Origin of the sequence: Tistlia consotensis USBA 355 (genome assembly GCF_900177295.1) — a bacterium.
Taxonomy (GTDB): Bacteria; Pseudomonadota; Alphaproteobacteria; order Kiloniellales; family DSM-21159; genus Tistlia; species Tistlia consotensis.
Map to the genome: position 1 here is coordinate 190480 of NZ_FWZX01000004.1, position 13023 is coordinate 203502.

Annotated in this window: 11 protein-coding genes; 7 read left to right on the forward strand and 4 right to left on the reverse strand. The window is 71.0% G+C overall.

Annotated elements, in window-relative coordinates; all coding sequences use genetic code 11:
• The first annotated feature begins 346 nt into the window (after positions 1 to 346).
• The 5 genes from hemE (at position 347) to B9O00_RS07755 (ending at position 6296) form a co-directional block, all read left to right on the forward strand.
• On the forward strand, positions 347 to 1390 hold the full coding sequence (gene hemE / locus B9O00_RS07735) for a uroporphyrinogen decarboxylase (RefSeq protein ID WP_085121889.1): 1044 nt from the start codon (positions 347 to 349) through the stop codon (positions 1388 to 1390).
• A gap of 70 nt (positions 1391 to 1460) precedes the next feature.
• Positions 1461 to 2534 (forward strand): ferrochelatase, encoded by a 1074-nt coding sequence (gene hemH / locus B9O00_RS07740; RefSeq protein WP_085121890.1) that lies wholly within the window; start codon positions 1461 to 1463, stop codon positions 2532 to 2534.
• The gene (gene hemJ / locus B9O00_RS07745; protein ID WP_085121891.1) at positions 2531 to 2977 is read left to right on the forward strand and encodes a protoporphyrinogen oxidase HemJ; all 447 of its coding nucleotides are present in this window, start codon (positions 2531 to 2533) and stop codon (positions 2975 to 2977) included. Before hemH ends, hemJ begins: the two co-directional genes overlap by 4 nt.
• A gap of 318 nt (positions 2978 to 3295) precedes the next feature.
• On the forward strand, positions 3296 to 4552 hold the full coding sequence (gene rho / locus B9O00_RS07750; RefSeq protein ID WP_085121892.1) for a transcription termination factor Rho: 1257 nt from the start codon (positions 3296 to 3298) through the stop codon (positions 4550 to 4552).
• Positions 4553 to 4592: 40 nt separating this feature from the next.
• On the forward strand, positions 4593 to 6296 hold the full coding sequence (locus B9O00_RS07755; RefSeq protein ID WP_085121893.1) for a tetratricopeptide repeat-containing sulfotransferase family protein: 1704 nt from the start codon (positions 4593 to 4595) through the stop codon (positions 6294 to 6296).
• Between the two features lie 6 nt (positions 6297 to 6302).
• Here the strand turns inward: B9O00_RS07755 and B9O00_RS07760 are convergent, their stop codons facing one another.
• The 4 genes from B9O00_RS07760 to B9O00_RS07775 all read right to left on the reverse strand — a co-directional run bounded on the left by B9O00_RS07760 (position 6303) and on the right by B9O00_RS07775 (position 11994).
• The gene (locus tag B9O00_RS07760) at positions 6303 to 7838 is read right to left on the reverse strand and encodes a TrkH family potassium uptake protein (RefSeq protein WP_218822787.1); all 1536 of its coding nucleotides are present in this window, start codon (positions 7836 to 7838) and stop codon (positions 6303 to 6305) included.
• Between the two features lie 110 nt (positions 7839 to 7948).
• Complete coding sequence (locus B9O00_RS07765) at positions 7949 to 8923, reverse strand: quinone oxidoreductase family protein (protein ID WP_085121894.1); 975 nt, start codon at positions 8921 to 8923, stop codon at positions 7949 to 7951.
• 155 nt (positions 8924 to 9078) lie between these two features.
• Positions 9079 to 9780, reverse strand: a complete 702-nt coding sequence (locus tag B9O00_RS07770) for a dienelactone hydrolase family protein (protein WP_085121895.1) — start codon at positions 9778 to 9780, stop codon at positions 9079 to 9081.
• A 141-nt stretch (positions 9781 to 9921) separates the two neighbouring features.
• Positions 9922 to 11994, reverse strand: a complete 2073-nt coding sequence (locus B9O00_RS07775; RefSeq protein WP_085121896.1) for a thioredoxin domain-containing protein — start codon at positions 11992 to 11994, stop codon at positions 9922 to 9924.
• A 182-nt stretch (positions 11995 to 12176) separates the two neighbouring features.
• On the opposite strand from B9O00_RS07775, the gene B9O00_RS07780 reads away from it, so the two are divergent.
• Both B9O00_RS07780 and B9O00_RS07785 read left to right on the forward strand, forming a co-directional pair.
• On the forward strand, positions 12177 to 12419 hold the full coding sequence (locus B9O00_RS07780; RefSeq protein ID WP_085121897.1) for a DUF6489 family protein: 243 nt from the start codon (positions 12177 to 12179) through the stop codon (positions 12417 to 12419).
• 5 nt (positions 12420 to 12424) lie between these two features.
• Positions 12425 to 13021, forward strand: coding sequence for a nitroreductase family protein (locus tag B9O00_RS07785; protein WP_159460140.1), 597 nt, complete (start codon positions 12425 to 12427; stop codon positions 13019 to 13021).
• The last annotated feature ends 2 nt before the right edge of the window (positions 13022 to 13023 follow it).

Consider the following 13023-nt stretch of genomic DNA (forward strand, 5'->3'; position numbering starts at 1 on the left):
CTCCCCGGAAGCCGACAAGTCCTTCCGGCGGTGCTGCCCAGGTGGATGGTCCTCCTCCCTGCCTGTGGACCGAGGTCCCGGCAGAAACTTTTCCCTGTTATCCCCCTGATTCCGAAGACCGCGCAAGGCCCGCCCGGCCGGTTGCCGTGCGTCGAGCTCCCCACGCTTTTCCCCGGCCGGCCGATCCGGCGGCCCGGGCGGAGAGTCCTGGGGAGGACTTGCTGAAACAGGCCGATCCCCGTCATCCACAGCCTCTACTACAACAGCCTTCAAACCTTTATTCGATAAGAGAAACTGGAGTAGGGAAAGCACCTGACCCCTCGGCTCCCACGAAAGGACCCCTCGGATGGTGCCCGGACAGTCGGCAGACAAGCGGTTCCTGAGGGCCCTGGGCGGCGAGGCGGTCTGGCCGCCGCCGGTCTGGCTGATGCGCCAGGCCGGGCGCTACCTGCCGGAGTACCGCAAGACGCGGGCCGAGGCCGGCGACTTCCTCGATCTCTGCCTGACGCCGGAGCTCGCGGTCGAGGTCACCCTGCAGCCGATACGGCGTTTCGGCTTCGATGCGGCGATCCTGTTCTCGGACATCCTGGTGGTGCCCCATGGCCTCGGCCAGAAGGTCTGGTTCGAGGAAGGGACCGGCCCGCGGCTCGAGCCGCTCGACTCGCCGGCCGCGATCGGGCGCCTCGAGCCGTCGGCGCTGCGGGAGCGCCTGGCGCCGGTCTTCGAGACGCTGCGGCGGCTTCGCAGCTCGCTGCCGGCGGAGACCGCGCTGATCGGCTTTGCCGGGGCGCCCTGGACGGTCGCCAGCTACATGATCGAGGGCGGCTCGAGCCGCGACTTCCAGAAGGGCCGGTCCTGGGCCTACGGCGACCCGGCGGGCTTCCAGGGGTTGATCGACCTGCTGGTCGAGGCCACCAGCGACTACCTGCTGGCACAGGTCGAGGCCGGTGCCGAGGCTGTGCAGCTGTTCGATTCCTGGGCCGGCGTCTGGCCCGACGACCAGTTCCGACGCTGGTGCCTGGAGCCGGCGACGCGGATCGTCGCGACCCTCAAGCGGTCCCACCCGGACCTGCCGGTGATCCTGTTTCCGCGGGGGGCCGGAGCGCTCTACCGGGACGTCGCCGAGCGGGCCGGCGCCGATGCCCTGTCGCTCGACACCACCGTGCCGCTCGACTGGGCGCGGGCCGAGCTGCAGAGCCGGGTCTGCGTCCAGGGCAATCTCGATCCGGTGGCACTGATCGTCGGCGAGCCGGCGTTGGAGCGTCAGGCCGGGCGCATTCTCGAGGCCTTCCGGGGCGGGCCCTTCGTCTTCAATCTCGGCCACGGCATCGACAAATCGACGCCGCCGGCCCATGTCGAGCGCCTGATGACGCTGCTGCGTGGCGCTTGAGGGGACGGCCGGCTGGTCACGGTCGGTCGACGGCCTAGCTCTTGCGCGGAACCGGAAGAGGAGCGGGGCGATGAGCGAGGACGCGAGGGCAGAGGCGCGCAGGCCGGCCGGACATCCGGCCGTCCCGCACGAGCGCCTCGGCGTCCTGCTGATCAACCTCGGCACGCCGGACGACACCGGCTATCACGCGATGCGTCGCTACCTGCGGGAGTTCCTCAGCGATCGCCGGGTCGTCGAGCTGTCGCCCTGGCTCTGGCAGCCGATCCTGCAGGGCGTGATCCTGACGACCCGGCCGACGCGGAGCGGGCGGAACTACGCCAAGATCTGGAACCGCGAGCGCGACGAGTCGCCGCTGAGGACCATCACCCGGGCCCAGGCCGAGGCGCTGGCCGGCCGCTTCGGCGCAGCGGAGGCGGTGGTCGTCGACTGGGCGATGCGCTACGGCCGGCCCTCGATCGCCGAGCGCCTGGACGCGCTGCTCGCCGCGGGCTGCCGGCGGGTCCTGCTGGCGCCGCTCTACCCGCAGTACAGCGCGGCGACGAGTGCCACGGCCTGCGACCAGGCCTTCCGGCACCTGATGACCCTGCGCTGGCAGCCGGCGGTGCGCACCCTGCCGCCCTACCACGACGATCCGGCCTACATCGGCGCCCTGGCCGACAGCGTCCGCAGCGGCCTCGCCCGGCTCGACTGGGAGCCGGAGGTCCTGCTCGCCTCGTTCCACGGCCTGCCCAAGGAGAACCTGGCGAAGGGCGATCCCTACCACTGCCATTGCCAGAAGACCGCGCGGCTGCTGCGCGAGGCGCTGGGCTGGCCGGAGGAGCGGCTGCGCATCGTCTTCCAGTCGCGCTTCGGGCCGAAGGAATGGTTGCAGCCCTATGCCGACGTCACGACCGCCGAGCTGGCACGCCAGGGCACGAAACGGCTGGCTGTGATCAGCCCGGGCTTCGTCGCCGACTGCGTCGAGACGCTGGAGGAGCTCAACATCGGCCTGCGCGAGACCTTCCTGGAGGGCGGCGGCGAGCATTTCGCCTACCTGCCCTGCCTCAACGACACGCCGGGCTCGATCGATCTGCTGGAGGGCTTGACGCGGCGCGAGCTGGCTGGCTGGCTGCCGGCGGCAACGGAGGAGCAGGACGGGCGATGAGCGACTTCCTGGCGAGCGTCTATCCCTGGATCAAGGCACTGCACGTCATCTCGGTGATCGCCTGGATGGCCGGGATGCTCTATCTGCCGCGGCTCTACGTCTACCACGCCCAGGCCGCGGCCGGCTCCGAGACCAGCGAGACCTTCAAGGTGATGGAGCGGCGCCTGCTCAGGGCCATCGTCAATCCGGCAATGATCGCGACCCTGCTGTTCGGCCTGCTGATGCTCTGGGCCAATCCGGGGCTGCTCCACGCCGGCTGGTTCCACAGCAAGATCCTGCTGCTGCTCGGCATGTTCGCGCTGCACGGCTTCTTCTCGCGCTGGCGCAAGGACTTCGCCGCGGACCGCAACCGGCGCGGTGCCGGCTTCTACCGGATCATGAACGAGGCCCCGACGCTGCTCATGATCGGCATCGTGCTGCTGGCGGTCGCCAAGCCCTTCTGAACGGAGGTCGCGGCCGCGATCCGCTTGACGGGCCGGGCAGGCTCGGGTATCGACGGTCGCAAGAGACGGCGGTGCTTGCCATCGCCCGGCTCGCATCCCACCTTCGGTTCGAGAACAGCGGCCCGCCAAGGGACCCTTCCGCGCCATTCCCAGTCCATTCGCCGTCCGCGTCGCGCGCCGTGATCATCCGGCAGGCCAGGACGGCAGCAACGGCTGCATTCCACCCGTGGCCGTGCCGCCCCCCGACAAGGCCGAGAGGCCGGGCGGTCCCCGCCATCGCCCCCCATCCGACACGCGCGGCAACGCGCCGGTAGAGCCATGAATCTTCAGGAACTCAAAGCGAAGTCCCCGGCCGACCTGTTGGCCTATGCCGAGGAGCTCGAGATCGAGAACGCCAGCACCCTGCGCAAGCAGGACATGATGTTCGCGATCCTCAAGCAGCTGGCCGACAACGAGGTGCCGATCTACGGCGCCGGCGTGCTGGAGGTGCTGCCCGACGGCTTCGGCTTCCTGCGCAGCCCCGAGGCCAACTACCTCGCCGGCCCGGACGACATCTACGTCAGCCCGAGCCAGGTGCGGCGCTTCGGCCTGCGCACCGGTGACACGGTCGAGGGCCAGATCCGCAGCCCCAAGGACGGCGAGCGCTACTTCGCGCTGCTCAAGGTGCGGACGATCAACTTCGACCAGCCGGAGTCGACGCGCCACCGCATCAACTTCGACAACCTGACACCGCTCTATCCGACCCGGAAGCTGACGCTCGAGATCGACGACCCGACCTACAAGGACATGACCAACCGGGTCATCGACCTGACGGCGCCGGTCGGCAAGGGCCAGCGCGCCCTGATCGTGGCGCCGCCGCGCACCGGCAAGACGGTGATCCTGCAGAACCTGGCACGTGCCATCGAGGCGAACCACCCCGAGGTCTACCTGATCGTGCTGCTGATCGACGAGCGGCCCGAGGAGGTCACCGACATGGACCGCACGGTGAAGGGCGAGGTCGTGTCCTCGACCTTCGACGAGCCGGCGCAGCGCCACGTCCAGGTCACCGAGATGGTGCTCGAGAAGGCCAAGCGCCTGGTCGAGCACAAGAAGGACGTGGTGATCCTGCTCGACTCGATCACCCGACTGGCGCGGGCCTACAACACCGTCGTGCCGTCCTCGGGCAAGGTGCTGACCGGTGGCGTCGACGCCAACGCCCTGCAGCGGCCGAAGCGCTTCTTCGGCGCGGCGCGCAACATCGAGGAAGGCGGCAGCCTGACGATCATCGGCACCGCCCTGATCGACACCGGCAGCCGCATGGACGAGGTGATCTTCGAGGAGTTCAAGGGCACCGGCAACTCCGAGATCGTGCTGGACCGCAAGCTGGCCGACAAGCGCACCTTCCCGGCGATCGACATCGGCAAGTCGGGCACCCGCAAGGAGGAGCTGCTGGTCGACAAGGGCACGCTGTCGAAGATGTGGGTCCTGCGCCGCATCCTGATGCCGATGGGCGTCACCGACTCGATGGAATTCCTGCTCGACAAGCTGAAGCACTCGAAGAACAACTCGGACTTCTTCGAGGCGATGAACCAGTAGCCCCCGAAACGACGAGACCCGACGAGGGCAGGCGGCTTTCTTGCTGGCGCCGGCAGGCAATGCAGACCTTCTCGGCCGGGCGCAGAGAGCGGCCCTGGCCGGGCGCCTCGCCGAGGCCGAGGGCCTGTTCCGCCAGGCGGCCAAGCTGGCGCCGCGCGATCCGCGGCCGGTCTCGGCGCTGGGTGACGTGGCCCAGGCCCGCGGCGACTTCGACCAGGCGATCGGGTTCTACCGCCAGGCGCTGAAGCTGGCGCCGGGCGTCGCGGAGATCGGCAGCAACCTCTTGGCGGCTCTGCGCCGCGGCGAGCGGCTGGCCGAGGCCGAGAGGGCCGGCCGGGCGCTGGCCCGGCGCCATCCCGGGCAGGTCGGCATCCTCGGCAACCTGGCGCTGATCCTGGCCGATCTCGGCGAGCTCGCGGAGGCGCGGGACCTCTACGAGCGAGCGCTGGCGCTGAAGCCGGACAGCGTCGAGCTGCTGACCAACTTCGGCAACCTGCTGCGCGACCTCGGCGAGTCCGAGGCGGCGCTCGCCTGGTTCGACAAGGCGCTGGCCCTGAAGCCGCGGCAGCCGGAGATCCTCTATCTCAAGGCGACGCTGCTGGAGCGGCTCAGCCGGCTCGACGAGGCCGAGGCGGTGCTCGCGGCAGGCACGGGGCTGCCGCATCCCGGCATGGCCCTGACGGCCGCGCGCATCGCGGCGCGGCGCGGCGACCGGGCGCGGGCGATCGCCTTGCTGGAGCCCGAGGGGCCGGGGCCGCAGTGGCAGGGCGACTGGGCCTACGCCCGGCACTTCGATCTCGGACAGCTCTACGACGCCGAAGGCGACGCCGCGCGGGCCTTCGGGCACTTCGCCGAGGGCAACCGGCTGCAGAGCGTCTCGGCCGCGGGCCGGCGGGCGCCGAAGGAGGCCTTCCTGGCCGGCATCGAGCGGCTCGAGCGCTGGCTCGACGCGGTCGGCAGGCCAGACTGGCTCGACGCGCCGCTGCCGGAGAGGCCGGAAGGCGCGCCAGTCTTCCTGGTCGGCTTCCCGCGGTCCGGCACGACGCTGCTCGACCAGTTCCTGAGCGGCCACCCGGCCGTGACGGTGCTGGAAGAGAAGGCGCTGCTCGCCGGCGCGCGGCCGGAGGACTATCCCGAGAGCCTGGCGAGGCTCGACCGGGCGGCGCTGGAGGCCTTGCGCGGCCGCTACTGGCAGGCGGTGCGGGACGAGGGGGTCGAGCCGGCGCCGGGCCGGCTGATCGTCGACAAGCTGCCGCTCAACCTCGTCGAGGTGCCGCTGATCCAGCGGCTCTTCCCCTCGGCGCGCTTCATCCTGGCGCTACGCCATCCCTGCGACTGCGTGCTGAGCTGCTTCATGCAGCAGTTCCGCCTGAACACGGCGATGGCCAACTTCCTGACCCTGGAGGGCTCGGCGGGGCTCTACGACCGGGCCTTCGGCCTGTGGCGGCGCTACGAAGAGGTCTTCCCGATGGCGGTGCACCGCCTGCGCTACGAGGACCTGATCGCCGACCCCGAGGCGACGGCCCGTCCGCTGATCGAGTTCCTGGGGCTCGCCTGGCACCCGGCGCTGCTCGACCACGTGAAGACGGCGCGCGGCCGGCGCATCGACACGCCGAGCTACCGCCAGGTCACCGAGCCGCTGCATGGCCGGGCGAAGGGCCGCTGGCGGCGCTACGAGACGCAGATGGCGCCGGTCCTGCCGGTCCTGCAGCCCTGGATCGAGGCCTTCGGCTACGGCGACTGAGGCCGGTCAAGCGCGCCAGAAGGCCGGATCGCACAGCACCAGAAGAGTCAGCAGCTCGAGCCGGCCGAGGATCATGCCCAGGCTGAGCAGCCACTTGGCGGCGTCGGGCAGGCTGGCGAAGTTGCCGGACGGGCCGACGATCGCGCCGAGGCCCGGGCCGACGTTCGAGACCGCCTGGGCCGAGCTCGACAGCGCGGTGATGAAGTCGAGCCCGCAGAAGCCGAGCGCCAGGGCGATCAGGGTGACCACCGCGACGTAGAGCACGAAGAAGCCCATGACGCCGGCGACGACGTCGTCGGGCAGCGGCTTGCCGTGGTAGCTGCGCGGGATCACCCGGTGCGGCTGGACGGTGTGGCGCACGATGCTGTGGGCATGGACCGCCAGGACCCGCCAGCGCAGCATCTTGATGCCGCCGGCCGTCGAGCCGGTGCAGCCGCCGACCATGGTCAGCAGGAAGGCCAGGATGACCGCAGAGCCGCCCCACTGCTGATAGTCGGTCGAGGCGTAGCCGGTCGTGGTGACCAGGGTCGCGACGGTGAAGGCGGCGTGGCGCAGCGCCTCGACCGGCCGGTCGGTGCCGTGCAGCCAGATCGGCAGCACGAACAGCAGGCTGGCGACGACCATGACGCCGGCGAGCAGGCGGATCTCGGGGTTGCTGACCAGGGCGCCGCGCACGCCGCGCACCGCCCGGACGTAGGCCGCGAAGGGCAGGGCGCCGGACAGCATGAAGACGATCGCGACCCACTGGGCGGCCGGCGAGAAGGCGCCGAGCGAGGTGTTGCTGGTCGAGTAGCCGCCGGTCGAGAGCGTGGTCATGGCGTGGTTGATCGCCTCGAAGACCGTCATGCCCGAGGCCAGGTAGCCGAACACGCAGAGCAGGCTGAGGCCGAGGTAGATGCCGCCGATCGCCGCCGCGGTCTGGCCGGGGCGCGGCAGGATCTTGTCCGAGCGGTCGGACGATTCGGCACGCATCAGCTGCATGCCGCCGACGCGCAGGAAGGGCAGGATCGCGATCGCCATGACGACGATGCCGATGCCGCCGAGCCACTGCAGCAGCGAGCGCCACATCAGGAGGCCGGGCCGGACCTGGGCGAGGTCGGCGATCACCGTCGAGCCGGTCGTGGTCAGGCCTGAGACCGACTCGAAGTAGGCGTCGGCCGGCGACAGGCCGAGGTTGGTGATCATGAAGGGCGCGCCGGCGAAGGCCGGCACGACGATCCAGGTCAGCGCGGTCAGGATGTAGACGTCGCGCCGGTGCAGGGCGATCTTGCCGCTGCTCCGGTTGGCCAGCACCAGGGCGCCGCCGAGGAACAGCGAGGGCACGCTGGAGATGAAGTAGGCCGCGGAATCGGGATGGCCGTAGCCCCATTCCACGAAGGCCGGCACCAGCATCGCCGCGCTGACCATGAGCAGCACGAGGCCGAGGATGAAGAAGACCGGGCGGCTGTCGAGGATCGCGTTCAAGGCGGTACCGGCAGGGTGGTCGGGGCAGGCGTCGCCGGGAGCGAGGCGGGGCGGGTCGGCGGGCGGGCAACGTAGCACGGAAAAGATCCCGCGGCCCCCGGGGGCCGCGGGATCGCCAAGTCACGCATCTGGCACGCTTCGCCTGACGAGGCCAGCGTCTTTTCGGCGAGCCGTCGGCGCCGGCCGTCTCAGGGCAGCAGGATCGTCGAGCCCGTGGTCTTGCGCGCCTCGAGGTCGCGGTGCGCCTGCTGCGCGTCCTTGAGGGCGTAGCGCTGGTTGATCTCGATCTCGACCGCGCCGCTGCCGACGACCTCGAACAGCGCCTGGGCGCTGGTCACCAGGTCCTCGCGCTTGGCCGTGTAGGTCATCAGGGTCGGACGGGTGACGAAGAGCGAGCCCTTCTGGCTGAGGATGCCGAGGTTGACCGGCGCCACGGCCCCCGAGGCGTTGCCGAAGGAGACCATCAGGCCGAGCGGGGAGAGGCAGTCCAGCGAGCCGTCCCAGGTGTCCTTGCCGACGCCGTCGTAGACCACCGGGACGCCGGCGCCGCCGGTCAGCTCCTTGACCTTCTCGACGAAGTTCTCCGTGCGGTAGTTGATCGTGTGGGTGCAGCCGTGGGCCTTGGCGAGGGCAGCCTTCTCGTCGCTGCCGACCGTGCCGATCACCGCGACGCCGAGCGACTTGAGCCACTGGCAGGCGATCAGGCCGACGCCGCCGGCCGCGGCGTGCCACAGCACGGTCTCGCCCTTCTGGCAGCGGTGGGTGCGGCGGATCAGGTACTCGACGGTCATGCCCTGCAGCATCATCGCGGCGGCGGTCTCGTCGCGGATCGAATCGGGCAGCTTGACCACGCGGTCGGCCGGCATCAGCCGCGCCTCGGCGTAGGCCCCGAGCGGGCCGCCGGCATAGGCGACCCGGTCGCCGGGCTTAAGCTCGGTCACGCCCTCGCCGACCGCCTCGACGACCGCGGCAGCCTCGAGGCCGATGCCGCTCGGCAGCGCCACCGGATAGAGGCCGGTGCGGTGGTAGGTGTCGATGTAGTTGAGGCCGACGGCGGTCTGCCGCAGCCGGACCTGGCCGGCGGACGGCGCGCCGACCTCGACCTCCTCCCAGCGCAGGACCTCGGGGCCGCCGGTCTCGTGGAAGCGGATGGCATGCGGCATGACGTAGCTCTCTCCCTCGTTCTGGTTCGTTTCGTGGTGCCGGGGGCGGATCCGTCGGCCAGGGACGGCACGGCGGGCGCCGGCAGAAGCAGCGCTATCCTAGCGGGCGCCCGGACGGGAATCGGCGAGCCGATCGCGACGGCCCGGAACAGGCGCTAGTCGCGCAGGTTACGGGCGAAGAACTCCCGGGTGCGCTGGTTGGCGGTGCTGGCGGCCGCGGCGTCGTAGTGGGCACCGCCCTCCCGCGCGAAGGCGTGGTCCTGGCCCTCGTAGCTGTGCAGCGTCACGTGGGCATTCGCGGCGACCGCCGCGGCGACCTCGTCCTGCTGGTCCTTGGGCACGAAGCCGTCTTCGCGGGCGACGTGCATCAGCAGCGGCTTCGCGATGTTCTTGACCTCGGCGATGTGGTCGAGCAGGCCGACGCCGTAGTAGCTGACGTTGCAGTCGGCGTCGGAGCGCGTCGCCATCAGGAAGGCCAGCTTGCCGCCCAGGCAGTAGCCGACGCTGCCGACCCTGCCGTTGCAGGCCTCGTGCCCGCGCAACGTGGTGAGCGAGGCCTTGAGGTCCTCAATGCCCTTGTCGACGTCGAACTTCTGGAACAGCTCGAAGGCCTGCTGCCACTCGGCCTCGGTCTGGTCGGTGATGTCGATGCCCGGCTTGATGCGCCAGAACAGGTCCGGCGAGAAGGCGAGGTAGCCCTGGGCGGCGAAGCCGTCGCAGAGGTCGCGCATCACCTTGTTGATGCCGAAGATCTCCTGGATCACCAGGACGGCCGCGGCCGGGGTCTTGCCCGGCAGGGCAAGATAGCCGCCGAAGCTGCCGCTGCCGTCGCTGGCCTGGATCGTGAGCGATGCCATGGGAAACCTCCTCCCGTTCGTGTCGTGGACCTCTCGGGGCCGGCCGTTCGCGAGCGGCCGGTCCTGCGTTGCGTGAGCCTAGCCGCGGAGCCGCCGGCCGTCATCCGCCGCCTGGACCGTGGCCTGGACCGTCGGCGGCCGTCAGGCACGGCTGGCGGCGATCGCCTCGGCCAGGGCGTCGGGGTCGGTCAGCGGCAGCGAGCAGGTCGTGCCGCGGCAGAGATAGGCCGCCGGCTGCCCGCCCAGCGGGCCTTTGCCGGCAGCCGGATGGAGGCGCGGCAGACCGTCGGCGCTCGTGACCCGCTGGAACACCAGGTAGGGCAGCGGGCGGCGCAGCGCCGTGCGGACGAGCCGCGCCGTCGCCTCGGCGTCGGCAGGTCCGGCCACGACGACCTGGACGGCGTCCTGGAGCAGGTCGTTGGCGGCGAGCAGGCTGGGATAGCCGAAGGGGTTGCGCTGGATCTCGCCGGAGAAGGCGGCGATCAGCCGCTCGGCGCGCTCGCGGTAGGCGGGCTCGCCGGTCAGGTGGTGCAGGCGCGCGAGCACCGCCGCGGCCGTGCCGTTGCCGGACGGCGTAGCGTTGTCGAGCGCGCTCTTCGGCCGCATCATCAGGTCGTTGCTGTCGTCGGCCGTCTGGAAATAGCCGCCGTCGGTGCCGTCCCAGAAGCACCGGTCGAGCGTCGCCACCCAGGCCCGGGCGCGTTCGAGGTAGGCGGCCTCGCCGGTCGTCTGGTGCAGGGCCAGCGCGGCGTTGGCCATCTGGGCATAGTCGTCGAGCAGGCCGGCCTGGCGGTTGCGGCCGTGGCGCCAGACGTGGTGCAGGCGGTCGCCCTCGGCCATGCGGCTCGCGACGAAGTCGAAGGCGCGGGCGGCGAGGGCCAGCCAGGCCGGCTCGTCGAAGACCGGCGCCGACTGGGCGAGGGCGGCGATCGCCAGGCCGTTCCAGTCGGCCAGCACCTTGTCGTCCCAGCCCGGCCGGACCCTCTCGGCGCGGGCCGCGAGCAGCTTGGCGCGGGCCTCCGCCAGCAGGCGCTCGCCGTCCTCGTCGAGCAGCTCCGGGCGGTCGGAGCGGTTGAGGATCGTGCGGCCTTCCCAGTTACCGCGCGGCGAGACGTCGTAGTGCCGCTTGAAGAGCTCGGCCTCGCGGCCGAGCAGGGCGTCGATCTCGGAGTCCGTCCAGACGTAGAAGCGGCCCTCCTCGCCCTCGCTGTCGGCGTCGAGGCTCGCCGCGAAGCCGCCGCTGGCCGGGCCGCCGGGTCTGTCCTCGGCCAGCATCTCGCGCTGCAGCCACTCGACGGTCTCGCGCGCCCGGGCGGCGTAGAGCCGGCTGCCGCTCTCGCTCCACGCCCAGGTCAGCAGGTCGAGGATCTGGGCGTTGTCGTAGAGCATCTTCTCGAAGTGCGGCACCAGCCACTTCTCGTCGGTCGCGTAGCGGGCGTAGCCGCCGCCGAGGTGGTCGTAGATGCCGCCCTGGCTCATCTTGGTCAGGGTCAGGTCGACGGCGTGGCGGAGCGGCGCCTCGCCGCTGCGCAGCCAGTTCAGCCAGAACAGCTTGAGGATCGCCGGCTGGGGGAACTTCGGCGCGCCGCCGATGCCGCCCTCGAAGGGATCGAGCTCCCGCAGCAGGCGCCGGCCGACCGTGAGCGGCGCGTCCGGGGTCAGGGGACCGCCGGCCTCCGGCGAGGCCAGGCGCTCCAGGCCCTGGCGGATCGTCGCGACGTTCTTGGTGACGTCGTCCCGCGAGTCGCGCCAGGCCGCGGCCATGCCTTCCAGGACCTGGGACAGGCTGGGCCGGCCGAAGCGCGGGGTCGGCGGAAAGTAGGTGCCGCCCCAGAAGGGCTCTCCGGCTGGGGTCAGGAACATAGTCAGCGGCCAGCCGCCGTGCTCGCCGAGCAGGGCCAGGGCGTTCTGATAGAGCGCGTCGACGTCGGGGCGCTCCTCGCGGTCGACCTTGACGTTGACGAACAGCCGGTTCATCAGCGCCGCGACGCCGGGATCCTCGAAGGACTCGTGGGCCATCACGTGGCACCAGTGGCAGGCGGCATAGCCGACCGACAGCAGGATCGGCCGGTTTTCGCTCCGGGCGAGGGCGAAGGCCTCCTCGCCCCAGGGATACCAGTCGACCGGGTTGTGCTGGTGCTGCAACAGGTAGGGGCTGCTCTCCCCGGCGAGCCGGTTGGTCGTGGCGCTGCTGCTGTCGGAGGAACTCGCCATCGGGCCTCGCTGGGGTTCGGGGGAGGGACTCGGGCTTTGCCAGCGCCCGCTCCGGCGCCCTTGGACCGGACGAGCGCTTCCGCCTATATGAAGGGCTGGACGTCAGGACTCAACCGTCGGCGGCCCGTGGCGAAAGCGCAAGGGTTGCGGCGGCGGGCCGGCCAGGCGCTGGGAGGGGGCGGATGAAGGTGACCATCGATATCGACTGCACGCCGGCGGAAGCGCGGGCTTTCCTCGGTCTTCCGGACATCGCGCCGATGCAGGCGGCGCTGATGGACGAGATCGAGAAGCGCATGAAGGCCAACCTCCAGGCGATGGAGCCGGAGACGCTGTTCAAGACCTGGCTGCCGGCGACGATCCAGAACTGGGAGCAGCTGCAGAAGCTGTTCTGGAGTCAGATGGCCGGCAGCGGCCGGAAGGAGTGAGCCCCTTGGAAGCTTTGGATGCGATCCTGACCCGTCGTTCGGTACCGGCGCAGCTGCTGAAGGAACCGGCGCCGAGCGACGACGAGCTGGCGGAGGTCTTCGCCGCCGCCGTCACGGCGCCGGACCACGGGGCGATCCGGCCCTGGCGCTTCGCGGTGATCCGCGGCGAGGGGCTGGAGCGGCTGGCCGACCTGTTCGGCGAAGCGCTGCGGCGGCGCGAGCCGGAGGTCGGCGAGGAGGTCGTGGAGGAGGCCCGCAAGAAGGCGTTGCGCAGCCCGCTGGTGATCGCCGTTTGGGCCGAGATCCGCGAGGGCCATCCGAAGGTGCCGCCGATCGAGCAGGTCGTCTCGACCGGGGCCGCGGTGCAGAACATGCTGGTGGCGCTGCACGCCAAGGGCTACGGCGCGATCCAGCTGACCGGCCCGAACGCCCACGATCCCTTCGTCAAGGCCGCCTTCGGCCTGCAGCCGAAGGACGAGCTCGTCGGCTTCGTCTACGTCGGCACGCCGACCGATCCGCAGCCGGCGAAGCGGCGCCCGGAGGCGAGCGACTTCGTGCGGCAGTGGCATGGCGCGCAGGCGCTCGACGCCGCTGCCGACTGATC

Coding starts and splice junctions, on each gene's coding strand:
- hemE (WP_085121889.1), top strand. CDS start 347: ATGGTGCCCGGACAGTCGGCAGACAAGCGGTTCCTGAGGGCCCTGGGC.
- hemH (WP_085121890.1), top strand. CDS start 1,461: ATGAGCGAGGACGCGAGGGCAGAGGCGCGCAGGCCGGCCGGACATCCG.
- hemJ (WP_085121891.1), top strand. CDS start 2,531: ATGAGCGACTTCCTGGCGAGCGTCTATCCCTGGATCAAGGCACTGCAC.
- rho (WP_085121892.1), top strand. CDS start 3,296: ATGAATCTTCAGGAACTCAAAGCGAAGTCCCCGGCCGACCTGTTGGCC.
- B9O00_RS07765 (WP_085121894.1), bottom strand. CDS start 8,923: ATGCCGCATGCCATCCGCTTCCACGAGACCGGCGGCCCCGAGGTCCTG.
- B9O00_RS07770 (WP_085121895.1), bottom strand. CDS start 9,780: ATGGCATCGCTCACGATCCAGGCCAGCGACGGCAGCGGCAGCTTCGGC.
- B9O00_RS07775 (WP_085121896.1), bottom strand. CDS start 11,994: ATGGCGAGTTCCTCCGACAGCAGCAGCGCCACGACCAACCGGCTCGCC.
- B9O00_RS07780 (WP_085121897.1), top strand. CDS start 12,177: ATGAAGGTGACCATCGATATCGACTGCACGCCGGCGGAAGCGCGGGCT.